This is a genomic window from Belnapia moabensis DSM 16746 (genome assembly GCF_000745835.1).
Classification (GTDB): domain Bacteria; phylum Pseudomonadota; class Alphaproteobacteria; order Acetobacterales; family Acetobacteraceae; genus Belnapia; species Belnapia moabensis.
The window spans coordinates 1-23413 of record NZ_JQKB01000023.1; the positions used below are offsets into that span (position 1 = coordinate 1).

General features: G+C 68.5%; 23 protein-coding genes. 13 read left to right on the forward strand and 10 right to left on the reverse strand.

Annotated features, from left to right (window positions below; translation table 11 throughout):
• The 10 genes from EP26_RS36260 to alaS all read left to right on the forward strand — a co-directional run.
• Nucleotides 1-303: hypothetical protein (locus EP26_RS36260; RefSeq protein ID WP_043339791.1), on the forward strand; the 303-nt coding region annotated here is incomplete at its 5' end.
• 81 nt (nucleotides 304-384) lie between these two features.
• Nucleotides 385-768 (forward strand): flagellar basal body protein, encoded by a 384-nt coding sequence (locus EP26_RS15680; RefSeq protein WP_043339793.1) that lies wholly within the window; start codon nucleotides 385-387, stop codon nucleotides 766-768.
• 20 nt (nucleotides 769-788) lie between these two features.
• Entirely contained in the window at nucleotides 789-1196 is a 408-nt protein-coding gene (gene flgC / locus EP26_RS15685) for a flagellar basal body rod protein FlgC (RefSeq protein WP_043339796.1), read from the forward strand.
• Nucleotides 1196-1483, forward strand: a complete 288-nt coding sequence (locus EP26_RS15690; RefSeq protein WP_043339798.1) for a flagellar hook-basal body complex protein FliE — start codon at nucleotides 1196-1198, stop codon at nucleotides 1481-1483. The genes flgC and EP26_RS15690 overlap by 1 nt, the downstream gene beginning before the upstream one ends.
• 81 nt (nucleotides 1484-1564) lie before the next feature.
• Nucleotides 1565-1837, forward strand: a complete 273-nt coding sequence (fliQ, locus tag EP26_RS15695) for a flagellar biosynthesis protein FliQ (RefSeq protein WP_043339799.1) — start codon at nucleotides 1565-1567, stop codon at nucleotides 1835-1837.
• On the forward strand, nucleotides 1837-2589 hold the full coding sequence (locus tag EP26_RS15700) for a flagellar biosynthetic protein FliR (RefSeq protein WP_043339800.1): 753 nt from the start codon (nucleotides 1837-1839) through the stop codon (nucleotides 2587-2589). The genes fliQ and EP26_RS15700 overlap by 1 nt, the downstream gene beginning before the upstream one ends.
• A 3-nt stretch (nucleotides 2590-2592) precedes the next feature.
• A complete protein-coding gene (locus EP26_RS15705) occupies nucleotides 2593-3642 on the forward strand; it encodes an EscU/YscU/HrcU family type III secretion system export apparatus switch protein (protein ID WP_043339801.1) in 1050 nt (349 codons plus the stop codon).
• The gene (locus tag EP26_RS15710) at nucleotides 3635-5050 is read left to right on the forward strand and encodes a hybrid sensor histidine kinase/response regulator (RefSeq protein ID WP_169747412.1); all 1416 of its coding nucleotides are present in this window, start codon (nucleotides 3635-3637) and stop codon (nucleotides 5048-5050) included. The genes EP26_RS15705 and EP26_RS15710 overlap by 8 nt, the downstream gene beginning before the upstream one ends.
• A gap of 156 nt (nucleotides 5051-5206) precedes the next feature.
• Entirely contained in the window at nucleotides 5207-6262 is a 1056-nt protein-coding gene (gene recA / locus EP26_RS15715) for a recombinase RecA (RefSeq protein WP_043339802.1), read from the forward strand.
• Nucleotides 6263-6358: 96 nt separating this feature from the next.
• Nucleotides 6359-9007, forward strand: a complete 2649-nt coding sequence (gene alaS, locus EP26_RS15720) for an alanine--tRNA ligase (RefSeq protein WP_043339803.1) — start codon at nucleotides 6359-6361, stop codon at nucleotides 9005-9007.
• Nucleotides 9008-9086: 79 nt separating this feature from the next.
• Here the strand turns inward: alaS and EP26_RS15725 are convergent, their stop codons facing one another.
• Both EP26_RS15725 and EP26_RS15730 read right to left on the reverse strand, forming a co-directional pair.
• On the reverse strand, nucleotides 9087-9764 hold the full coding sequence (locus EP26_RS15725; protein ID WP_043339882.1) for a DUF599 domain-containing protein: 678 nt from the start codon (nucleotides 9762-9764) through the stop codon (nucleotides 9087-9089).
• 70 nt (nucleotides 9765-9834) lie between these two features.
• A complete protein-coding gene (locus EP26_RS15730; protein ID WP_043339805.1) occupies nucleotides 9835-11049 on the reverse strand; it encodes an NADP-dependent isocitrate dehydrogenase in 1215 nt (404 codons plus the stop codon).
• A 361-nt stretch (nucleotides 11050-11410) separates the two neighbouring features.
• Between EP26_RS15730 and EP26_RS15735 the strand changes: the two genes are divergently transcribed.
• Entirely contained in the window at nucleotides 11411-11731 is a 321-nt protein-coding gene (locus EP26_RS15735) for an Hpt domain-containing protein (protein WP_169747413.1), read from the forward strand.
• On the opposite strand, the gene EP26_RS15740 is transcribed toward EP26_RS15735, so the two are convergent.
• Nucleotides 11732-12550: a substrate-binding periplasmic protein gene (locus EP26_RS15740; protein WP_052389246.1), complete on the reverse strand. Its 819-nt coding sequence runs from the start codon at nucleotides 12548-12550 to the stop codon at nucleotides 11732-11734. It lies immediately after the preceding gene.
• Between the two features lie 124 nt (nucleotides 12551-12674).
• On the opposite strand from EP26_RS15740, the gene EP26_RS32030 reads away from it, so the two are divergent.
• Nucleotides 12675-15179: a hybrid sensor histidine kinase/response regulator gene (locus EP26_RS32030; RefSeq protein WP_052389247.1), complete on the forward strand. Its 2505-nt coding sequence runs from the start codon at nucleotides 12675-12677 to the stop codon at nucleotides 15177-15179.
• 3 nt (nucleotides 15180-15182) lie between these two features.
• On the opposite strand, the gene EP26_RS15750 is transcribed toward EP26_RS32030, so the two are convergent.
• The 3 genes from EP26_RS15750 to EP26_RS15760 are packed head-to-tail and all read right to left on the reverse strand — an operon-like array spanning nucleotide 15183 to nucleotide 18177.
• Nucleotides 15183-15935 (reverse strand): SDR family oxidoreductase, encoded by a 753-nt coding sequence (locus tag EP26_RS15750; RefSeq protein WP_043339808.1) that lies wholly within the window; start codon nucleotides 15933-15935, stop codon nucleotides 15183-15185.
• Between the two features lie 13 nt (nucleotides 15936-15948).
• Nucleotides 15949-16992, reverse strand: a complete 1044-nt coding sequence (locus tag EP26_RS15755) for a C-terminal binding protein (RefSeq protein ID WP_043339810.1) — start codon at nucleotides 16990-16992, stop codon at nucleotides 15949-15951.
• A 12-nt stretch (nucleotides 16993-17004) separates the two neighbouring features.
• Entirely contained in the window at nucleotides 17005-18177 is a 1173-nt protein-coding gene (locus EP26_RS15760; protein WP_043339812.1) for a mandelate racemase/muconate lactonizing enzyme family protein, read from the reverse strand.
• A 104-nt stretch (nucleotides 18178-18281) separates the two neighbouring features.
• On the opposite strand from EP26_RS15760, the gene EP26_RS15765 reads away from it, so the two are divergent.
• Complete coding sequence (locus EP26_RS15765; protein WP_043339813.1) at nucleotides 18282-19043, forward strand: SDR family oxidoreductase; 762 nt, start codon at nucleotides 18282-18284, stop codon at nucleotides 19041-19043.
• Nucleotides 19044-19070: 27 nt separating this feature from the next.
• On the opposite strand, the gene EP26_RS15770 is transcribed toward EP26_RS15765, so the two are convergent.
• From EP26_RS15770 to EP26_RS15785, 4 genes are read right to left on the reverse strand one after another with little or no spacing between them, the layout of a single operon-like run.
• On the reverse strand, nucleotides 19071-19979 hold the full coding sequence (locus tag EP26_RS15770) for a carbohydrate ABC transporter permease (protein ID WP_043339814.1): 909 nt from the start codon (nucleotides 19977-19979) through the stop codon (nucleotides 19071-19073).
• Nucleotides 19972-20928, reverse strand: coding sequence for a carbohydrate ABC transporter permease (locus EP26_RS15775; RefSeq protein ID WP_043339815.1), 957 nt, complete (start codon nucleotides 20926-20928; stop codon nucleotides 19972-19974). Before EP26_RS15775 ends, EP26_RS15770 begins: the two co-directional genes overlap by 8 nt.
• Nucleotides 20929-20978: 50 nt before the next feature.
• A complete protein-coding gene (locus EP26_RS15780) occupies nucleotides 20979-22307 on the reverse strand; it encodes an ABC transporter substrate-binding protein (protein ID WP_043339816.1) in 1329 nt (442 codons plus the stop codon).
• A 29-nt stretch (nucleotides 22308-22336) separates the two neighbouring features.
• On the reverse strand, nucleotides 22337-23386 hold the full coding sequence (locus tag EP26_RS15785) for an ABC transporter ATP-binding protein (RefSeq protein ID WP_043339817.1): 1050 nt from the start codon (nucleotides 23384-23386) through the stop codon (nucleotides 22337-22339).
• Nucleotides 23387-23413: the final 27 nt, after the last annotated feature.

Below are 23413 nucleotides of genomic sequence, written 5' to 3' on the forward strand. Positions count from 1 at the left end.
GGAAGGCTCATGGCCAGCACCCCAGATGACCTGCGCGCCCGGATCGAGGCCTACCCCTGGCCAGCCGGGCGCGGTGGCATCGAGGTGGTGCGCGCCAACAGGGGCTACACGCTCTACAGCCAGCGCACCGGCGGACCTGTCGCCCGGCTGCGCCTAACCGGCCAGGGTGACAGAGTTCAGGTTCTCTGGTGGCGCCGCGAGGCTTGGGGCAACCCGGGCCCGTTCGGCCGCGAGGTCATGCCGCTCGACGACGCTCTCGCCTTTATCGCCGCCGAGGGCTTTTTCTGGATCCATGCATCATGACGAGATCGTCACAGCATGTGCAAACTCAAGCTTAGAGCCGAGGTTTACGGAATCTTCGGGGATTATCGGCAGGATCGCGGCATGGACCTGACGCGCAGCCCGACCATCGCCCTGGCAGAACGCCGCATAGCCTGGCTCGAGGAGCGCCAGCGGGTGCTGGCGCAGAACATCGCCAATGCGGATACGCCCGGCTACCAGCCGCGCGACCTTGGCGACTTCAGCAAGAACCTCGCCGGGGCTTTCAGCCTGACGCGGACGAGTGGATCGCATCTTGCGGGCAGCGGCGGTTCGGCTCGGGCGCGCCCGGACCGGGCGGCGGTGGACAGGACGCCGAATGGTAATGCCGTCTCGCTCGACCGTGAGGCGATGAAGGTGGCCGATACCGAAACGGCGCATGCGTTGGCGACCGGGCTCTACCGGCGCTGGATAGGGCTGTTCCGGACCGCGCTCGGCCGGTCGCAGTGAGATAAGGGGGAGGGCTGGTCATGGATCTCGACAGCGCCTTGCGGCTTTCCGCCGCCGGCATGCAGGCGCAGGCGACGCGGTTGCGGGTGGTCGCTGAAAACATCGCCAACCGGGACAGCACCGGGCAGTCGGCCGGAGCGGACCCGTATCGGCGGAAAACAGTGACCTTCGGCAACCGTCTGGACCGCAGCCTGGGCACGGAGATGGTGCAGGTGCGGCGGATCGGGACGGCGCCGGGGGACTTCCCGCAGGTGCATGACCCGTCGCATCCGGCGGCCGATGCGCAGGGCTATGTAAAGCGGCCGAATGTCGACGGCCTGGTCGAAATGATGGACATGCGCGAGGCGCAGCGGAGCTACAGCGCCAATCTCGCCGTGCTCGAGACCACGCGTGGGATGCTGACGCGGACCATCGAGGCGCTGCGCTGATGCCGGGGGCGATTGCGCCGGTCCAAGCCGCGGCGGCCTACCGTTTGGCGGCGGCGGAGGCGCCGGCCGAAGGCGGCTTCGGCGCCACCTTGCAGCGGGCGGTAGAGGGCGCGGTCGAGATGGAACGGAGCGCCGATGCGGCCAGCACGCAGGCGATGCTCGGTCAGGGCAGCGTGTCAGATGTGGTGATGGCGGTGTCTCGGGCGGAGCTCACCTTGCAGACGGCGGTCGCGCTGCGGGACCGGGTGGTCTCGGCCTATCAGGATGTGATGCGGATGCCGATCTAGGCCGCTTTCGGCCGCGCCATGCATGGGAAGAGGCGGTGCGGGCGTGCCATCGAAGGTTGCTCTGGCGCAGGAGGCGCGAGGATGGAGAACCAGTCTGTGCTGGCAGTACGGGAGGCGCTGTGGATGGCGCTGCACCTGTCTGGTCCGCCGCTGCTGGCCATGCTGGCAGTAGGGTTGGCAGTGTCGATCTTCCAGGCGCTCACGCAGGTGCAGGAAGCGACGCTGGCCTTTCTGCCGAAGCTGGTGGTGCTGGTGTTGGCCCTGCTGCTGCTTGGTCCGGGCATGGCGGGGGCGATGCGAGGGTATGCGGCCTCGCTCTTCGACCGGATGATCGCCGTCGGCGGGCAGCCGTGATGTTGGAGGCACTGCCCGGGCTGGCCTTCCAGGCGGTGCTGCTGGTGGCGCGGCTCGGTGGGGCGGTGCTGCTGCTGCCGGGGCTTGGGGAACAGGATGTGCCGGCAAGCATCCGGCTGGCGCTGTTGCTCGCCCTGGTGGCGGTGCTGCTGCCGGGACTGGCGCCGGGGCTGCCGCCGCTGCCGGCGGAGTTGCCGGAGCTACTGCGGCTGATGCTGACGGAGACGGCGATCGGCATATGGCTCGGGATGCTGGCGCGGCTGGTCGCGCTGGCGCTCGGCCAGGCGGGGCAGGTGGTGGGGCTCATGGTCGGGCTCGCCAGCCCCTTGCAGACGGATCCGATGCTCGGTGCGCAGTCCACGGCGACGGGGCGGCTCTTCTCCCTGATGGCGGCGGTGTTGGTGTTGTCGACGGGACTGTATTCGCTGCCGTTGCGGGCTCTGGCGGAGAGCTATGCCGCATTGCCGCCGGGGGCGCCCTTGCCGCTTGGGCGGGGGGCGGAGTCCGTGGCGCAGGCGGTAGCGGAGAGCCTGGCGCTGGCGTTGCGCCTGGCTGCGCCGCTGGTGCTGGCGTCGATGCTCGGGAATTTCGCGCTGGGCCTGCTCGCACGGCTGGCGCCCCAGGTGCAGGTCTTCACCATGGCGGCGCCGGGGCAAATCCTGGTGGGGCTGTTGCTGCTCGGCCTGTTGGTGCCGGCGATGGTGGCGTCCTGGCTGGGCGCGGCCGGCACCTCGCTCGCCTTGGCGGGCTAGGGGATGGCGGAGGGGGAGTCGGCGTCCGCCGAGGACCGGACAGAAGCCCCGACGCAACGGCGGCTCGATCGGGCGCGGGATGAGGGGCAGTCGCCGGTATCGCGGGAGGCGGTCGGCTTCGCCACCCTGCTGGCCGGGACGCTGGCGGGGTTCCTGGCCTTGCCTCCGCTCGGGACCGAGTGGTTGCGGCTGATGCGGGCCTTATTGGAGATGCCAGGAGAAGGGGCGGTGCTGGCGCCGGCCTTGTTGCGGCAGTCGGCGCTGGTCCTCTTACCCGTGCTGGGGCTGGTGGCCTTGGCGGGGATGCTGGCGAGTCTGGCGCAAACCGGGATCGTGGTCCGGGCCGAGGCCGTGGCGCCGCAGCTGAGTCGGCTCAATCCGGCGGCGGCGCTGAAGCGGCTGCTGGGGCCTGACGGGTTGGCGGAGCTGGCGCGGACCCTGCTAAAGCTGGCGCTGGTCGGGGCGGCGCTCTGGCATGCGGTCGACCTGCCGGTGTTGGAGGCGGCCTTGCAGCAGCCGGCGGCCACGCTGCTGGGCGAGGCCGGGCGGGGGGGATTGCGGCTGCTGGTGGCGGCGCTCTTCGCCTTCGGGGGGATTGCGCTGCTCGATCTGCTTTGGGTGCGATGGCGCCATCTGCGGCGTATGCGGATGAGCCGCGAGGAGTTGCGGCAGGAGCACAAGGACAGCGAGGGTGATCCATACATCAAGGCCCGGCTGCGGCGGCTGCGGGAGCAGCGGGCGCGGCGGCGGATGCTGGCGGCAGTGCCGAAAGCAACGGTTTTCGTAACGAACCCAACTCATTACGCTGTCGCCCTGTCTTATGCGCCAGGGCAGGCCTCGGCGCCGAAGCTGGTGGCGAAAGGGGTGGATGCCATGGCGGCGCGAATCCGGGCCACGGCGACCGAGCACGGCGTGCCGATCGTCGAGAATCCGCCGCTCGCCCGGGCCATCTGGCGGCTGGACGTGGACAGCGAAATCCCAGCTGAGCATTGGCAGGCGGTCGCGGAGATCATCGCCTATGTCTGGCGCCTGCAGGGCCAGCGTCATGGCTGAACCGCGGGTGGCGTTGCGGGCAGCATTCCGGACCCTTTTCGCCGCGGCGCCGGAGGGGGTGGCGCTGCTCGATCCGGCGGGCTCGGTTATCGACGCCAATCCGGCGCTCAGGCGCATGGCGGGGGAGGGGCTCAGGCTGGGGCGGCCGGCGACCGGGCTGCTGGCGGCGGCGGACCGGCCGGCTCTGGCGGCGCTTCTGGTGGGGGTGGGTGAGGCCGCTCTGCGGGCCGCGCCGGCCGGGGATAGCGATGCGGAATGGCAGATCACGGTCGAGCCGCTGCCGGAGGGGGAGATGCTGCTGCGGATCGTCGACCGTCGCACGGAGCGGCGAGCCGAGGCGCGGCTCGCGGAGGCCGGGCGACTGGAACTGCTTGGGCGGCTTACCGGCGGGGTCGTGCATGATATGAACAACCTGCTGGCGGCCATACGGGGCAGTGCGGATGCGATGCGCGCCGAAGGGTTGGCGCCAGCGGCCCTAGCGGAGCTGCTGGGAATCGAGGATGCAGCGCGGCGGGGCTCGGCGCTGATCGGCCAGCTTCTGGCCTTCGTCCGGCCGGGCGAGGCGGCGCCTGGCCTGCTGAGGCTCGATGCAGCCATCGAGGATCTCGTGCCGATGCTGCGGCGCTTGCTGCGGACGGGGGTACGGCTGGAGCTGGCCCTGGATGCGCCGGGGGCGAAGGTGCGGCTGGGGGCGGTGGAGCTCGATCAGCTGCTGCTGAACCTGGCGGCGAATGCAGGGCAGGCGATGCCGGACGGGGGAAGGCTCGGTATCGCCACGCGGCTGGTGGCGAATGAGGCGGTGCTGGAGGTGCGGGATACCGGCTGCGGCATTCCGCCGGAGGCGATGCCGCGGCTGTTTGAGCCCTTCTTCACGACGCGGGCGCTGGAAGGGGGCACCGGGCTCGGCTTGGCGACGGTTCGCGATATTGTCGCCGGCGCCGGCGGGCGGATCGTGGTGGAGAGCGAGCCGGATTGGGGCTCCTGCTTCCGCATCCATATGCCTTGCTTCGAGGCGGAGGCGACGGGCGTGGCGGCAATAGTGCAGGGCCCGGTGCTGGTGGTGGAGGACGAGGCGGTGCTGCGGCGGCTGGCGGAGCGGGTTTTGGGCCGGGCCGGGCATGCGCTCCTGCTCGCCGAGAGTGCCGAGGCGGCGCTCCACCTGCTCGAGCGGGCGCCGGTGCCGGCGATGCTGGTGAGTGACATCGCCCTGCCGGGGATGGATGGGCGGGAACTGGCGCGGCGGCTGCGCGGCCGCTGGCCGGGGCTGCCGGTGGTGCTGACCTCGGGCTATCCCGGGCTGCGGGAGGAACTGGCTGCGGAGGGCTTCCAGCTTCTGGCCAAGCCCTATACGCCGGCGGAGCTGATGGCGGCCCTGGCGGGCGCGCGGCGGGAGCCTGTCACGGCGTGACGGTGTTTTCTAAATGTTCTTGTTTTCCGGTGGTGTCAGGGCCATACTCTGGAGACGCCATCGCGGAGCGACGGCATTAGTTTCGATACCGTTACATTCTTGGCTCTTTTGCATGTAGAGTGGGCGGGTGAACGGGGCAGGACGGGGTTAGCCAGAATGGACAAGGGAAAGGCGCTCGACGCCGCACTCAGCCAGATCGAACGGGCCTTCGGCAAAGGCTCGATCATGCGGATGGGCGCGCGCCAGGAGCGGGACGGCGACATCGAGGTGATCTCGACCGGCTCGCTCGGCCTCGATATCGCGCTCGGCATCGGCGGCGTGCCGAAGGGCCGCATCATTGAGATCTATGGCCCGGAAAGCTCGGGCAAGACCACGCTGGCGCTGCACATGATCGCCGAGGCGCAGAAGAAGGGCGGTACCTGCGCCTTCATCGATGCCGAGCATGCGCTCGACCCGGGCTATGCGAAGAAGCTCGGCGTCGATGTGGACGGCCTGCTGATCAGCCAGCCCGATGCTGGCGAGCAGGCGCTCGAGATCTGCGACACGCTGGTGCGCTCCGGCGCGATCGACGTGCTGGTGGTCGATAGCGTCGCCGCGCTGGTGCCACGGGCCGAGCTCGAGGGCGAGATGGGCGATAGCCATGTCGGCCTGCATGCCCGGCTGATGTCGCAGGCGCTGCGCAAGCTGACGGGCACCGTCTCCCGCTCGAACTGCCTGCTGATCTTCCTGAACCAGATCCGGCTCAAGATCGGCGTCATGTTCGGCAACCCGGAGACGACGACGGGCGGCAACGCGCTGAAGTTTTATGCATCGATCCGCATGGAAATCCGCCGCATCGGCGCCATCAAGGACCGGGAGAGCGTGGTCGGCAACCAGACCCGAGTGAAGGTGGTGAAGAACAAGATGGCGCCGCCGTTCCGGCAGGTCGAGTTCGACATCATGTATGGCGAGGGCATCTCCAAGGTCGGCGAGCTGGTCGATCTCGGCGTGAAGGCCGGCGTCGTCGAGAAGTCGGGCGCTTGGTTCAGCGCCGAGGGCCAGCGCATCGGTCAGGGGCGGGAGAACGCCAAGCAGTTCCTCCGCGACAACCCGGCCATGGGCGCCTCCATCGAGGCCAAGGTGCGGGGCCAGGCGGGCATCGTCGCCAATGCCATGCTGACGGGCGAGAGCGAGTCGACCGAGAGCGAGGACGAGGCGGCGCCGGCCGAGTAAGCCGGCGCCTCTCGACGCCTCCTGCCCTGCGCGGTAGGAGGCTCGGGGCCCCGCGGCCGGGATGCGGCGGGGCGGAAGACAGGACCGGCACCGGCGATGACCAGCAGCAACGATATCCGCGCGACCTTCCTCGGTTATTTTGCCCGCAACGGGCATCAGGTGGTCGAAAGCTCTCCGCTGGTGCCGCGGAACGACCCGACGCTCATGTTCGCCAATAGCGGCATGGTGCAGTTCAAGAATGTCTTCACCGGGCAGGAGAAGCGGCCCTACAGCCGGGCGACGACGGCGCAGAAGTGTGTCCGCGCCGGCGGCAAGCACAATGACCTGGACAATGTCGGCTATACGGCGCGGCATCATACCTTCTTCGAGATGCTAGGGAATTTCTCCTTCGGCGACTATTTCAAGGAACAGGCGATCGGCCATGCCTGGGATCTGCTGACCCGGGATTTCGGCCTGCCGAAGGAGAAGCTGCTCGTCACCGTCTTCTCGGAGGACGAGGAGGCGCCGGTCTATTGGAAGAAGATCGCCGGGCTGCCGGACAGCCGGATCATCCGCATCCCGACTAGCGATAATTTCTGGCGCATGGGGGATACCGGGCCTTGCGGGCCCTGCTCCGAGATCTTCTACGACCATGGCGAGCATATCCCGGGCGGGCCGCCGGGCAGTCCGGGGGAGGATGGCGACCGGTTCATCGAGATCTGGAACCTAGTCTTCATGCAGTTCGAGGAGGGGCCGCCTGGCACCCGCGTGCCGCTGCCGCGGCCCTCGATCGACACCGGCATGGGGTTGGAGCGCTTCGCCGCCATCCTGCAGGGCAAGCACGACAACTACGATACAGATACGCTCAGGGCGCTGATCCTCGCCTCGGCGGAGGCCACGGGCACGGACCCGGACGGCAAGTGGAAGACGAGCCACCGCGTGGTGGCCGACCATCTGCGGGCCGGCACCTTCCTGATGGCGGATGGCGTCATGCCCTCGAACGAGGGGCGGGGCTATGTGCTGCGGCGCATCCTGCGGCGGGCGATGCGGCATGCGCATATGATGGGCTCGCGCGAGCCGCTGCTGAACCAGCTCGTGCCGGCGCTGATCCGGCAGATGGGCGCGGCCTATCCGGAGATCGTGCGGGCGGAGGCGCTGGTCACCGAGACCTTCAAGCTGGAGGAGACGCGCTTCCGCAGCCTGCTGGAGCGCGGGCTCGGCCTGCTGGCGGAAGAGAGCGGAAAGCTCGGCGAGGGCGGCGTGCTGCCGGGCGAGGTGGCGTTCCGGCTGTATGACACTTACGGCTTTCCGCTGGACCTTACGCAGGATGCGCTGCGGGCCGAAGGGCGCGGCGTCGATGTCGCGGGCTTCGAGGCGGCGATGGCGGAGCAGCGCCGGCGGGCGCGGGCGGCCTGGGCCGGCAGCGGCGAGGCGGCGACGGATGCCGTCTGGTTCGACATCAAGGAGCGGGTCGGGGCCAGCGAGTTCCTCGGCTACAGCACGGAATCCGCCGAGGGCGAGATTCTCGCCGTCATCGCGGATGGCAAGGTCGTCGAGAGCGCCGGGCTGGGGACGGAGGTCGCCGTGGTGCTGAACCAGACGCCCTTCTATGCCGAGAGTGGCGGGCAGGTGGGCGATGCCGGGCTGATCTCGGCGGGCGAGGCCTGCCGGATCGTGGTGCGGGATACGCAGAAGAAGCTTGGCGACCTCTTCGTGCATTACGGCACCGTCGCGCATGGCGAGGCGAAGCCGGGGCTGGCCGTGCTGGCCGAGGTGGATCATGCGCGGCGGGGCGCGATCCGCGCGCATCACAGTGCGACGCATCTGCTGCATGAGGCGCTGCGGCGGCGGCTCGGCAGCCATGTGGCGCAGAAGGGCTCGCTGAATGCGCCGGACCGGCTGCGCTTCGACGTCTCGCAGCCGACGCCGATGACGCCGGAGGACATCGCTTGGGCCGAGACGGAAGTGAATGCCCGCATCCGCGAGAATGCCGAGGTCACCACGCGGCTGATGACGCCGGAGCAGGCAGTCGGCGTCGGGGCCATGGCGCTGTTCGGCGAGAAGTATGGGGACGAGGTGCGGGTCGTCGGCATGGCGCATGATCCGGCGGCCGTTGAGAAGCAGGGCGTCTATTCGCTCGAGCTCTGCGGCGGCACGCATGTGCGGCGGACGGGGGATATCGGGCTGTTCAAGATCGTCTCCGAGGGGGCAGTCTCGGCGGGCGTGCGGCGGGTCGAGGCCGTGACGGGCGAGGCGGCACTGGCGCTGGTCGAGGACCAAGCGCGACAGCTTGCCGAGGCGGCGCTGGCGCTGCGCGTGGCGCCGGCCGAGGTGCCGGCGCGGGTCGCCGCCCTGGTCGAGGAACGGCGGCGGCTGGAGCGCGAGGTCAGCGAGCTGCGGAAGAAGCTGGCGACGGGCGGCGCGGCGGCGGAGGCTGAGACGATCGGCGGGCTGCGCGTCGCGCTGCGTAACCTCGGCGACATCCCGGCGCGCGACCTGAAGGGCGTGGCGGAGGCCATCCTCAAGGGCGGCACGGCGGATGTGGCGGCGCTGGTCTCCACCGCGGAGGGCAAGGCGAGCATCGTCGTCGGGCTCGGCGAAGCGGCGCGGGGCAAGGCGGATGCGGTCGCCCTGGTGCGCGCGGCGAGCGCGGCGGCGGGCGGCAAGGGTGGAGGTGGGCGGCCGGAGATGGCGCAGGCGGGGGGGCCGGATGCGGCCCTGGCTGATGCGGCGTTGGAGGCTGTCAGGGCGGCGCTGAAGGGTTGAGGAGGGTGCTGCCCTCCTCAAGCTCCACCCGCCAAGAGCCGGTTGAACCTGTAGGTTCAACCCCTTGGAGCCCTCCAGTTTAGCTGCGCAGGGCTTCGCGGACGACGGAGCGGAATTCGCGGCGGTAGAGTTCGCGCATCACCAGGAGGCTGGCCAGGATCAGGGCCAGCGGGTGGAGAATCCAGGCGAGTGCCGCCAGGCCGAAATAGTAGGCGCGCAAGCCGCTGTTGAAGTGCCCAGCGGCGCGGTTGGCGACCTTGGCGGCAATCTCGGCATGGTGCAGCCCTTCGGGGTCCTGCGGGTCTTGCGAGATGCCGCCCATGACGATCGAGCAGTAATTGAACTGCCGCAGCGCCCAGGTCAGCTCGAAGAAGGCGCGCACGAAGATCAGCAGCAGCAGCGCGATCTTCATCTCCCAGGCCGCCGGGTCGGGCGCGGTGGCGAAGGGGAGGGCACCGAAGACCCGGGCGCCGAGCTCAGGGCTGCCCAGCATCGCCACGAGGCCGCCCAGGATGAAGATGGCGGTATTGGCGAGGAAGCTGGTGCTGTTCATCAGGTTGCCGACGATGTTCGTGTCCATGATGCGGTTGTCCCGCGTCACCATGGTGCGCATCCAGCGCCGGCGGTGCTCGTCCATCGCCGCGATGACGCTGCGCCGGCGCAGTGCCGGGTGACGGTCCACCAGCGTGGAATAGATGGCCCAACAGACGATAAAGGCGGCCAGCGCCAGCCAGTCGAGCGGAGTCAGGGAATGCATGCGGCTGGTATAGCGCAAGAAAAGGGCGAGCCGTTGCGGGCCCGCCCCCTGTCCGTGGAAAGGCCTGGGATCAGCCCATCGCCTTCTTCAGGTTCTCGTCGATCTTGGCAAGGAAGGCCTGGGTGTTGAGCCAGGGCTGGTCCTTGCCGATGAGGATGGCGAGATCCTTCGTCATCGAGCCGCTCTCGACGGTCTGGATGCAGACCTTCTCCAGCGTCTCGGCGAAGGCCGTCACGTCCGGGGTGTTGTCGAACTTGCCGCGATAGGCGAGGCCGCGCGTCCAAGCGAAGATCGAGGCGATCGGGTTGGTGCTGGTCTCGCGGCCCTTCTGGTGCTCGCGGTAGTGGCGAGTGACGGTGCCGTGGGCGGCCTCCGACTCGACGGTGTTGCCGTCAGGCGAGAGCAGCACGGAGGTCATCAGGCCGAGCGAGCCGAAGCCCTGCGCCACGATGTCGGACTGCACGTCGCCGTCGTAGTTCTTGCAGGCCCAGATATAGCCGCCTTCCCACTTGAGGGCGGAGGCGACCATGTCGTCGATCAGTCGGTCCTCGTAGGTCAGGCCGCGCTTCTCGAACTCCGCCTTGAACTCGGCGTCGTAGATGCCGCGGAAGATGTCCTTGAAGTTGCCGTCATAGGCCTTGAGGATGGTGTTCTTGTGGCTGAAGTAGACCGAGTAGTTGCGCGCCAGGCCGTAGTTGAAGCTGGCGCGGGCGAAGCCCTCGATCGACTTGTTGAGGTTGTGGATCATCATGGCGACGCCGCCTGTGGCCGGCATGACGAACTCGCCGATCTCCTGCGGCTGGCCGCCCTCGGGCGTGAAGGTCATCGTCACCTTGCCGGCGCTCGGCACCTTCATCTCGACCGAACGGTAGATGTCGCCATAGGCATGGCGGCCGACGACGATCGGCTTCGACCAGTGCGGCACCAGGCGCGGCACGTTGGAGCAGATGATCGGCTCGCGGAAGATGGTGCCGTCGAGGATGTTGCGGATGGTGCCGTTCGGCGACTTCCACATCTTCTTCAGGCCGAATTCGGCGACGCGCGCCTCGTCCGGGGTGATGGTCGCGCATTTCACGCCGACGCCGTACTGCTTGATGGCGTTGGCGGCGTCGACCGTCACCTGGTCGTCGGTCTGGTCGCGGTACTCGATGCCGAGGTCGTAATACTTCAGGTCCACATCCAGGTAGGGGAGGATGAGCTTCTCCTTGATGAACCCCCAGATGATGCGGGTCATCTCATCCCCGTCGAGCTCGACGACGGGGGTCTTTACCTGGATCTTTGCCATGCCTGTCCTCGATGGTCTCCCGCATGGGGCGCCCAGGGCGCCGCGGGGGTTGGGGCGGCGGGAACATCGCACCCGGCCCGGTCGCGGGCAAGCCCATCGGCGGCAGACAAGATTGTTTCGATAACGTCACACTTGCCGGTGGTAGCGCTTTCGTGTTTAATCGCGCTTAACGTGTTGAGGGCCTACAGAGACGTCGCGGGACGGTATGATCCCACCGTCTTCGGTCTTTTGAAGCGAACCCGGGCCCGGTTCCGCCATTCTTCGGCCGGTCTGGACTCTCTGGCTGGAGGTACCGCTGATGCTCGATCAAAGCCAGAGCAGTTCTTCAGCCGGCTTTCAGCCCGGCCGGGAGCGCGCCGCCATGTCGAATGATCCGGCCTTTCTTGCCGCCCGTCATGGCCCTGTCCTGGCGGGGCTGTGCGCCGATGAATTGCGGGAGCGGCACCCGCGCATCCAGTCCGCGGCCGCATCGGGAGATTTCCGCACCTTGCTGGCCGAGGCGCATGCCCTGCGTGGCGTTGCGGCCAATTTCGGCCTGGGCGTGCTGGCCGAGGACCTGCTGGCCGTCGAGACGGCGGCGCGGCGGCAGGATGCAAGCGGGCTGCTTGGCGCGCTCAGCCGACTGCCGGGCGAGGTGGCGGAGGCACTGGCGGCGCTTGGCCAGGCCATGGACAATGGCTGATCAATAGACGAGTGCTGTGCTCAGCCCATGCCGTGCACCGGCGCGGGCCAGGGTGCCGTCGGTTTTAGCGACGGTGAGGAAGCCATTCACCTCGGCCAGCCAGGGCGCATCCCCGCGCGGCACGGCATAGGCGTAGAGCGCCTCGCCGAAGCGGTCCGGCGGTTCGATCACCCGGGCCCAGTCATGCATCGTCACCATGCGGCGGGTATAGGCGAAGTCGCTCATGAAGACGTCGGCGCGGCCGGCCTGGAGTTCCGACTCGCGGGTACGGGGCGGGCGGACGACCAGCAGCTCGGCCGCCTTCAGGCTGCGGCGCATCAGCGGCTCCATCAGCGTGCCGCCGGCGACGGCGACCACGGTGCCGACCGTGTCGATATCCTCCCATCGGGTGATGCGGTTGCTCTCCCGCGTCGTCACCGCATAGACGGCGCTGGTCATGTAGGGCTTGGAGAAGGCGACGCGCTGCTGGCGGGCGGCCGAGATGCCGACGCCCATCATGGCTATGTCGCAGGTGCCGGCCTCGAGCCTGTCCATGAACTCGGCGAAATTGGTCTCGACGAAGCGCGGCTGAACCAACAGGCGGTTGGCGAGCGCGCGGGCCATGTCGATGTCGAGCCCTTCCAGCTCGCTGTTGCGCGGGTTGCGGTAGCTGATGGCGAAGTAGTCCGGCCAGATGCAGATGCCGAGCTCGCCCCGGCTGCGGATCAGGGCGAGTCGGTCGGGCGGCTCGGCCGGGGGGCGGGAATGGGCCGTAGCGGGCGGCCGGGCGGCGGGTGAGGCGCCAGGGCGGTTCGGTGCCTGGCCCAGGGCCGCATTCATCTCGAAAAACGATATCAATGATGCAATAAACGATGCGGCAAGGCATCCTTTTCGGAAATTGAACGCTCTCATCCGTCGGTTCCTTCGACTTGGTGCGCCCAAGCCGGCGGAACCGCGGCCCTGGTTGCTGTTCGGCGCGGCGGTGGCCCTGGTCGCCGCCTGCCTGGTGCTCATCTACGGCATCGTCCTCCAGCGCGGCCAGCAGGATGCGCTGGCCCAGGCGGAGAAGCTGACCCAGAGCGTCGCCGCCGCACTCTCCGACCAGCTCACCCGGGCGACGCAGACGGTGGAGCTGATCCTCAACGACTTGGCGGAGAGCCCGCGCGAGCCGAGCCCGACGGCCTTCGCCGAGACCATGGCGAACCGGCTGCGCGACCTGGCGCAGATCCGCGCCCTGGTGGTGACCGATGCGACAGGGCGGGTGACGCAGGCGACGGTCGATCAGCTGCGCGAACTGACGGTCGGTGAGCGGGAGTGGTTCCGCGTGCTGCGCTTCGGCGGGCAGCCGATCCGGCTCGGGGCGCCGGAGGCGGGGCGGTACCTCGGCACCGGCAGCGCGGCGATCCTCGAGAGCCGGCTCTGGACCATCCCGCTCGCCCGGGCGCTGCGCTCGCCGCGTGGGGAGTTCGAGGGGGCGGCGGTCGCGCTGCTGAACCCTGACTACTTCAACGGCGTCTCGCGGCGCTATGCGGAGGCCTTCGGCGTCACGGTGCGGCTGCATTCGACGAATGGTCAGCTGCTGACGCGCTCGGACGGCAGCACGCGCGGCGTCGGGCAGCTGCATTCCAGCGCCTGGCTGTTCCGCGACTTCCTGCCGCGGCGGGAGATCGGCACTTTCCAGGGGCTCGACCAAGACGGCGTGCCGGTGATCGCCAGCTTCGCGGTGACGCGACAGGGCAGCTTCGTCGTCGAGGTGGCGCGGGCGCGCTCGGATGCCTTCGCGGCGCTGCGGCAGCTGGGGCTGGTGCTCGGGGGCGGTGTCGGGGCGGCGGCGATCGCCACCTTGGCGGCGCTCTGGATGATGGTGCGGCTGGCGGAGAAGCTGCAGCGGCAGGGCAGCCGTCTGGCGCGGAGCGAGCAGGAGGCCGTCGCCGCAAGCCGGGCGAAGGAGGACTTCCTCGCCGCCATGAGCCATGAGATCCGCACGCCGATGAATGGCGTCATCGGCATGGCCGGCCTGCTGCTCGACACCGAGATGGACCCGGTGCAGCGGCGCTATGCGCAGACCATTCAAGGCTCGGCCGAGCACCTGCTGATGGTGCTGAACGACATCCTCGACTTCTCGAAGCTCGAGGCGGGGATGATGGAGCGCGAGGAGGTGCCCTTCGGCATCGAGGCAGAGCTGTCCACCATCGTCGAGCTCTTCGCCCCGAAGGCGGCGGCGAAGGGGGTGGAGCTGGTCTGCTCGCTCTCGCCCAGCATGCCGGCACGGGTGGTGGGGGACCCCGGCCGGTTCCGCCAACTGCTGTTCAACCTGGTCGGCAATGCGGTGAAATTCACCGAATCTGGCTGGATCGAGCTGGGGCTCTCGGCCGAGCGGGAGGAGGAGGGGTGGCGGCTCTCCTGCCGGGTCAGCGATACCGGGATCGGGCTCGACTCGGAGAAGATCCCGCTGCTCTTCGAGCGCTTCACCCAGGCGGATGCCTCGATCAGCCGGAAATACGACGGGACGGGGCTCGGCCTCGCCATATGCCGCAAGCTGGTGGAGGGGATGGGGGGCAGCATCGGCGCGGCGCAGCGGCCGGGCGGGGGCAGCGTCTTCCGCTTCGACCTGCTGGTGGGGATGGCGCCGGAGGCCACCGAGGCGCGGGAGTCGCGGCCGCTCGCCGGCAAGCGGGTGCTGGTGGTGGATGACCTGCCGCTCAACCGCGAAATCCTGACGCGGCAGTTGATGGTACTCGGCGCCGAATCGGCGGCGGTGGAGTCGGGGGAGGCGGCGCTTGCCGCACTGGCGGATGGCGCGGCGGCGGGGCGGCCCTTCGCCGCCGTGGTGGTGGATGCCGATCTGCCGGGCGAGGAGGGGCAGGAGCTGGCGCGGCGCATCCGGGCCGCGGCGGGCCAGGGGCGGGTGGCCATCATCCTCTGCGCCAGCGCGGGCGAGGCGCTGCGCGAACCGCCGACGGCCGAGCTGGTGGATGCGGTGCTGCTGAAGCCGGCCCTGCCGACGCGCTTCCGCGAGGCGATGACGCAGGCGCTGGGCGGGGCCGAGGCGGCGAAGCCGGCGGCGGCGCCCGCAGCGGCGGAGGCGCTGGGGCTCAAGGTGCTGTTGGTGGAGGACAGCGCCACCAACCAGCTCGTCATGCGGACCATCCTGCAGCGCGCCGGCTGCGAGGTGGAGGTGGCGCCGGACGGGGCCGAGGCGGTGGCGGCGGCGCGGCGCGAACTGTTCGACGCGATCCTGATGGACCTGCAGATGCCGGTGATGGATGGGCTGGAGGCGACGCGGCAGATTCGCCGCAGCACCGGGCCCAACCGGCGGACCAAGATCATCGGGCTGACGGCGGCCGTGGGTCCCGTTTTTGAGCAGCAATGCCGGGATGCCGGGATGGACGAGTATCTCGGCAAGCCGGTGCAGCGGGCAGCGCTGCTGGCCATGCTCGGCATGATCGAGCCGGCACGGCCAGCCTGAGGGTCAGCCGCGGGCGATCCAGGGCATCTTGGACGCGGCGATGGTGACGAACTGGATGTTCGCATCCAGCGGCAGATTCGCCATCATCAGGATCGTGCTGCCGACATGGGCGACGTCGAAGGTGGGCTCCACCTTCATCTCGCCATTGGGCTGCTTCACGCCGCGGGCCATGCGGGCGGTCATCGGCGTCGCGGCATTGCCGATGTCGATCTGGCCGCTGACGATGTCGAAGGCGCGGCCGTCCAGCGCCAGCGTCTTGGTGAGACCGGTGATGGCGTGTTTGGTCGAGGTGTAGGCGACGCTCTCCGGCCGCGGCACATGGGCGCTGATGCTGCCGTTGTTGACGATGCGGCCGCCCTGCGGCGACTGCTGCTTCATGATGCGGAAGGCGTCCTGGGCGCAGAGGAAGCTGCCCGTCAGGTTCACCTGGACGACCCGCGCCCAGTCCTCATAGGCGAGGTCCTCGATCGGGCCGGCGGGGACGTTGCCGCCGGCATTGTTGAAGAGGAAGTCGAGCCGGCCCCACTCCGACTTCAGCTTGTCGAAAAGGGCGTTGACCGATTGCGGGTCGCCGACATCGGTGGGGACGGGAATGGCGCGCGAGGCGGCGTCGCCGGCCATGCCGACGGTCTCCTCCAGCGCATCGCGGCGGCGGCCGGCGAGGGCGACGGTCCAGCCGCCGCCGAGCAGGGCGAGCGCCGCCGCGCGGCCGACGCCGGAGCCGGCGCCGGTGACGACGGCATATTGGGTGGTCATGGCTCTGTCTTTCCTAGCTGTTCGGGCCGCGGCCCATGCCGATGGGCTGCCAGCGGCGAAGCTGAGTATTCTGGAGCACCGACGGGTTGACACAACTCATCGGCCACTTGCCCTGAAGGACGAGGGCCAACTCGCTGCCGACGCGGCGCTTGCGGGCCTCGTCGAACCGGGCGCTGGCGCTGGCGACATGCGCGGTCAGCGTCACGTTCTCCATGCGCAGCAGCGGGTTGTTGTGCGAGGGAGGCTCGACCTCGAGCACGTCGAGGGCGGCATGGGCGATCCAGCCTTCCTGCAGCGCCTTGATCAGCGCTTCCTCCTGCACGGTCGGGCCGCGGCCGGTGTTGATGAAGATCGCGGAGGGCTTCATCAGTCGGAAATGCTGCTCCTTCAGCATGTGATGCACCTCGGGCCGCGCCGGGGCGTGCATGCTGACGAAGTCGGACTGGCTGAGGACCTCGGTGAGGGTCGCAGGCTGGACGCCGTATTCGGAGATCTGCATCTCCTCGACGAAGGGGTCGTAGGCCATCATCCGCAGGCCGAAGGGCGCGGCGCGGCGGGCGACGGCGCGGGCGACGCGGCCGAAGGAGATGAAGCCGAGGGTCTGGCCCATCAGGCGGGGAATCTTGAGGAGCGCCGGGCGGCCTTCCTTCCAGCGGCCGTCGCGCACCATCTTGTCCTGCTCGATCAGGCGGCGGAAGCCGGCCAGCAGCAGGGTCATCGCATGGTCGGCGACTTCCTCGATGAAGGTGTCGGGGATGTTGGTGACCGGGATGCCGCGCTCCGTCGCCGCCTTCACGTCGACGCTGTCGACGCCGACGCTGCCGAGGCTGATGACCTTGCAGTTCTGCAGCGCGTCGATGATCTCCTTGGTGATGGGGATGCCCTTGGCGTAGATGGCGTCGGCATCCTTGGCGGCGGCGGTGAAGCCGGCGGTGTCGGTGGGGGCTTCGACGATCTCGGCGTCGAGGCCGTCCAAGGCTTCGCTCTCCAGCGCATAGCCGCCGCCGGCGACGGTGAAGCTGGCACCGGCGGGTGTTACGATCTTGTGCTTGGCCATTCCTCGCTCCTCTTACTTCGACGGCCGCGCGCGGATGGCGGCCTCGTTCACCTCGACGCCCCAGCCGGGGCCCGTCGGCATCACCAGCTCGCCATTCTCGATCACCGGCGGCGGCGTGAACTCGTCGCGCCAGGAGACGCTGTCGATGTCGATCTCCATGACGCGCAGATTGGGGATGCAGGCGCTGAAGGTGGCGCTGATCATGCTGCACAGGTTGCCGTAGAAGTTGTGCGGCGCGCAGTTGACCTCATAGACGTCGCACATCGCGGCGATCTTCATCGACTCCGCCAGCCCATTCCAGATGACGTCGACGATGCCGACATCCATGGCGTAGTGCTCGAGGAAGGGACGGAATTCGCGCCGGCCGTGCAGCGTCTCGCAGGAGGCGATGGGGCAGGGGGCCATGCGCTTGATCGTCGCCAGCGCCGCCGCGTCATGGCTGTCGATCTCGAGCCAGGTGAGGTCGAATTCGGCGACCGCTTCGGCGACGCGCTGGAAGCCCTCGGTGCGGAAGTGGAAGTTCGTGTCGAGATGGATGCCCATCTCCGGGCCGACGGCGTCGCGGATGGTGCGGAGATGATGCTTGAGCTGGGCCAGCGTCCGGTTGTCCCAGTTCAGCTCGGGCCAGCCGGCATGGCGGCCGAAGCCGGGGGAGTACTGGTAGAGCAGCCCATCGGGCCCAGGGATCAGGATGTTGGTCTTGAGGCCGCGGAAGCCCATCGCCTTCACCTCGGCGGCGTGGCGGGCAACCTCCTCGTAATCGGTCAATGGGGGGACGCCCATATGCCTGGCGTTGCGCACGCGGTAGCTGCCGAAATGCGACCAGTAGACGGGGATGCGCTCCCGGATCGGTCCGCCGAAGAGCGCGGCGACGGAGATGCCCCGCGCGCGCGCGGCGATGTCGAGCAGGGCGTTCTCGATGGCGGCGATGGCCTGCTGGTTAAGGCCGCCGCGGGACTGGCGGGTCATGACGTGGAGCCAGGCCGTCACCTCCTCCCAGCGGGTCGGGTCGCTACCGATGATGAGGGGCGAGAGGCCCTCGATGACGGCGGAGAGGCCGGTGCTGCCGAAGCTCTCGTTGTACTCGGACCAGCCGACCAGGCCGTCATCCGTCGTGACTTTGAGGAAGGAGAACAGGCGCCAGCCGGCATCCGCGCGCAGCGTCTCGACCCGGGCGATCTTCATCGCGTCCTCCGTTTCCTCATCCCTCGGGCGAAGCGAAGCATGGCGGCGGCGGCTCCACAAGACGGCGCGGCGGGGTTAGCCTGCCTGTATCGAGGGAGGGTGCGATGGGTAAGCTGACAGGGAAGATCGCCTGGGTGACCGGCGCGGGCAGCGGCATCGGCGAGGCGGTGGCGGAGCGCTTCGCCGCAGAAGGGGCCGTGACGGTCATCACCGGGCGCCGCGCGGAGAAGCTGGAGGCGGTGGCAGCGCGCATCCGCGAGGCGGGCGGCACCGCGCATGTGCGGCCGGCGGACCTGATGAAGCCAGCGGAGGTGCAGAAGGTCGCCGACGGGATCGGGCAGGAATTCGGGCGGCTCGATGTGTTGGTCAGCAATGCGGGGCTCAATGTGGTGGAGCGGAGCTGGAGCAAGCTGACGCCGGAGGGGATCGACGAGCTGATCCAGGGCAACCTCTCCTCGGCCTTCTATGTGGCGCGGGCGGTGCTGCCGATGATGCGCCACCAGGGCGGCGGGGTGATGATCCATACCGCTTCCATGGCCGGGCGGCATGTGGGCGTGATGAGCGGCGGCGGCTATTCGGCGGCGAAGCATGGCGTCGTCGCCATGAGCCACAGCATCAACATGGAGGAATGCGTCAACGGCATCCGCTCCACCGCTTTCTGCCCGGGCGAGGTGAACACCGAGATCCTGAAGAAGCGGCCGAACCCGCTGAGCCAGGAGGAGCTGAACCAGATGCTGCAGCCCGCCGATTGCGCCGAGCTGCTGCTCACTGTGGCGACGCTGCCGCCGCATGTGACCATGAACGAGGTCTGGCTCACCCCGACCCATAACCGCGGCTATGTCGCCGCGCTCGGCCGCAAGCTGTAGCCGCGGCCGAGCGGACGGGGGCGGCGGTTATTCCTTCACCGCTCCCGTCAGCGACGAGACGTAGTAGTCGACGAAGAAGGAATAGAAGATGGCGACGGGCAGCGAGCCGAGCAGGCTGCCCGCCATCAGCGCGCCCCATTGGTAGACGTCGCCGGAGACCAGCTCGGTGAGAATCGCCACCGGGACTGTCTTGTTCTCGCTGCTCTGGATGAAGGCGAGGGCGTAGATGAACTCGTTCCAGGACAGCGTGAAGCTGAAGATGCCGGCCGAGATCAGCCCCGGTACGGCGAGCGGCAGGGTGATCTGGCGGAGGATTTGCAGGCGCGTCGCGCCGTCGATCAGCGCGCATTCCTCGAGCTCGTAAGGGATCGACTTGAAGTAGCCGATCAGCAGCCAGGTGCAGAAGGGCACGAGGAAGGTCGGGTAAGTGAGGATCAGCGCCAGCGGGCTATCGAACAGGCCGAGGCGGAAGACCATCGTCGCCAGCGGGATGAAAAGGATGGAGGGTGGCACGAGATAGGCGAGGTAGATCGCCAGCCCGACATACTGGCTGCCCTTGAAGCGCAGCCGCTGGATCGCATAGGCCGCGAGCGTCGAGGCGAAGAGCGAGAGGAAGGTGGCGCAGACCGCCACCGTCATCGTCGTCACCAGCCAGTGCGGATAGGCCGTGTTGAAGAGCAGGTGCTTGATGTGGTCGAGCGTCGGCGAGCCGATCCAGAAGGGATTGTAGGTCTTGTAGTCGAACAGCTCGGCATTCGGTTTGAAGGCCGTCACCGTCATCCAATAGAAGGGAAAGAGCAGGATGAGGAGGAAGCAGGCGAGCGGCAGGTAGATCGTCACCATCCGCCGCGCCTTGTTGTCCCAGGCCATGGCCTCGGGCTGGGCGGTGGCGGCGTTGCTCTGCTGCGCTTCGGGCAGAACGGCGGCGTCAGTCATTGCCTTCTCCTTGCTGCCACTTGCGCCGGGCGAGGCCGAAATAGCTGAAGAGGGTTGCGAAGACGAGGAAGGGGATCATCGACACGGCGATGGCCGCGCCCTCGCCGAGCTGCCCGCCGGGGATGCCGCGCTGGAAGGCGAGCGTCGCCAGCAGATGGGTCGAGTTCACCGGCCCGCCGCGGGTGATGGCGTAGACGAGCTGGAAATCGGTGAAGGTGAAGATGATGCTGAAGGTCATGACGATCGCCAGGATCGGCATCAGCATCGGGAAAGTGATGTAGCGGAAGCGTTGCCACCCGGTGGAGCCGTCGAGCAGCGCGGCCTCGTAGAGCGAGGGCGAGATGGTCTGCAGCCCGGCCAGCAGCGAGATGGCGACGAAGGGGATGCCGCGCCAGATATTCGCCGCGATCAGCGAGAAGCGTGCCGGCCAGGCGCTGCCGAGGAAGTCGATGTAGTTGTCGAGGATGCCGAGCTTATCGACCAGCAGGAAGGAGATGATCGAGAATTGCGGGTCGTAGATCCACCAGAATGCGATGGCGGAGAGCACCGTCGGCACGATCCAGGGCAGCAGGATGATAGCGCGCAGCAGCGACTTGAAGGGCAGGTGGTTATTCAGCAGCAGCGCCAGCCAGAGGCCGAGCGCGAATTTCCCGATGGTCGCGATGCCCGTGTAGAAAACGCTGTAGAAGACGGCGTTCCACCACAAGGGGTCTTCGAGCAGGTACTGGAAATTCTCGATCCCGACCCAGTAGCCGCTGCGGCCGATCGTTGTGTCGGTGAAGGCGAGCCAGATGCCAAGGCCCAAGGGATAGGTGAGGAAGACCAGCAGCAGCCCCGCCGCCGGCAACAGGCAGGCGAAGGCGAGGAAGGGCTTCCAGTCGAACAGCCGGACCAGCCAGTTGGCTTGCTGCTGCGGCTTGGTCCAGGCCGATGCGGTAGTGGCGGACATGCGTGGCTCCCCGGTCGGGGGCGGCGCCGGGATGGCGCCGCCCGCGCGGCTCAGCGGCGGAAGTAGCGACGGGCGCGGCGCTCAGCCTCGCGCGCGGCGGCCTCGGGCGTCGATTGGCCGGAGGCGACGGCGGCGCACATCTGCACCATGACATAGTCGGCCGTCGCGGCGCCCGTCGCCTCGGAGAGCGGGCCCTTGTAGCCATTGTAGAAGGTGCTGCGCATGGTGTTCCTGAACAGCTCGACCTTCGGGTCGCTGGTCCAGACCGCGCTGGCATCGTAATTCGCCAGCGGATGCGCCCAGTAGCCGAGGTTCGCGTTCAGCCAGGGGTCGTACTGCTCCCGCTCCAGCATGAATTGCAGGAAGGCCTTGGAGGCATTCGGGTAGCGGCTGTGCTTGAACACCATGGCATTCAGCGTCAGCCCCGCCATGGGCGAGGCGCTCAGGACGCCCTTCGGCAGTTCCTGATGCTCGGTGTCCTGGGCGATGGGTGCCGTCGCTGGGTCGTTCTTGATGCTGAAATAGAGCGAGACGCCGTTCGCCGTCATCCAGCACTCGCTCGCCGCATAGGCGCGGTTGTTGCTGATGTCGCCCCAGGACAGCGTGCCCGGCACGAAGGTCGGGTACAGCTCCTTCAGGTAGTTAAGGGCGTTGAGCGTTTCCTTGCTGTTGATCGCGACCTTGCCCTCCTCGTCGACGAGGAAGCCGCCATGCGACCAGATCAGCCAGTTGGCGAAGCCGTTGCCGTCGCCCACCGCGTTGCCGAGGGCGAAGCCGGCGGGCTTGCCGGCGGCCTTGAGCTTCTTGCAGAGGTCGAGATAGGCGGCATGGTCGTCCGGGATGCGGTCGAAGCCTGCCGCGGTCACCGCTGATTTGCGGTACACCGTCGGGCCGGCCGTCGCGCCGAAGGGCATGCCGATCCAGTTGTTGGTGCCGTGCTTCTTGCCGTAGCGCTCGGCCAGTGCCAGCCAGCCGCCATAGCGCTTGCCGAGATAGTCGGCGACATCGCTGAGCTCGACCAGCTTGTCCTGGTAGATATGCGGCGCGTCGCCGAAGCCGATGATCATGTCCGGCCCGGCGCCGGTATTGGCCGTCACCGCCGTCTGCTGGGTGATGTCCTCCCAGCCGACGAAGTCGACGCGGACCTGCACGCCGGTCTTCTGGGTGAACTTCGCCGCATTGGCGCGGAACACCTCCTCATCCGGCTGGACGAAGCGGACGGGACGCAGCATGCGGAGCGTGGCGCCGCTCTCGATCTGCAGCCGGGGCTCCGGCGTGTCGGCGGCCCGGATCGGCGTCTGGGCGGAGGCGCGGAAGGCAGTGAGCGCGGCGGCGGAGAGGCCGAGCTGCAATGCGGCGCGGCGGTTGAGGATGTGCATTCCCTGTGGTTTCCCCTTGGTCTTGTTGGTTATGCGGCAAGCCGCCGGCCGGAGCCGGACTCGAAGAGATGGACCAGCCCCATCTCGGGCATGATGTGGATGGTCTCGCCGGGACGGGCGGTGACACGCTCGCGGAAGGCGCAGGTCAGCGGCGTCTCGCCGATGCGGGCGACCACCTGCGTCTCGGAGCCCGTCGGCTCGACCAGCACGACGGTGGCCGGGATGCCGTCCTCGCGGAGCTGGATGTGCTCCGGGCGGATGCCGTAGATGCCGGCCTCGCCGCGGGCGCTTTGCGGCAGCGGCAGCACGGCGCCGCCCTCGGCCTGGAAGCCGCCCTCGCCGGGGCCGCCCTTCACCAGGTTCATCGCCGGCGAGCCGATGAAGCCGGCGACGAAGAGGTTCGCGGGGCGGTCGTAGAGTTCGAGCGGCGGGCCGACCTGCTCGACATGGCCGCCATTCATGACGACGATCTTGTCGGCCATGGTCATGGCCTCGATCTGGTCGTGGGTGACGTAGACGGTGGTGACGCGTAGCCGCTGGTGCAGCTCCTTAATTTCGGCGCGCATCTGCACGCGGAGCTTGGCGTCGAGGTTGGAGAGCGGCTCGTCGAAGAGGAAGACCTGCGGGTTGCGGACGATGGCGCGACCCATCGCCACGCGCTGCCGCTGGCCGCCGGAGAGCTGGCGCGGGTAGCGTTGCAGCAGCGCCTCCAGGCCGAGGATCTTCGCCGCCCGGCCAACTTCCTGCTCCATGACCTCCTTCGGCGCCTTGGCCAGCTTCATCGAGAAGGCCATGTTGTCGAAGACGGTCATGTGCGGGTAGAGCGCGTAGTTTTGGAACACCATGGCGATGTCCCGGTCCTTCGGCGGCACGTTGTTCACCACGCGCGGGCCGATGGCGATCTCGCCGCTGGTGATGTTCTCGAGCCCCGCCAGCATGCGCAGCAGGGTGGACTTGCCGCAGCCGGAAGGCCCGACCAGCACCACGAATTCCCCATCCGCGATGTCGACATTGACGCCGTGCAGCACCTGCACGGGGCCGAAGGCTTTCCGGACGTTGCGGATCTCGACGGTGGCCATTGGTCCTCCCTGGTGGACGCGGCGGTT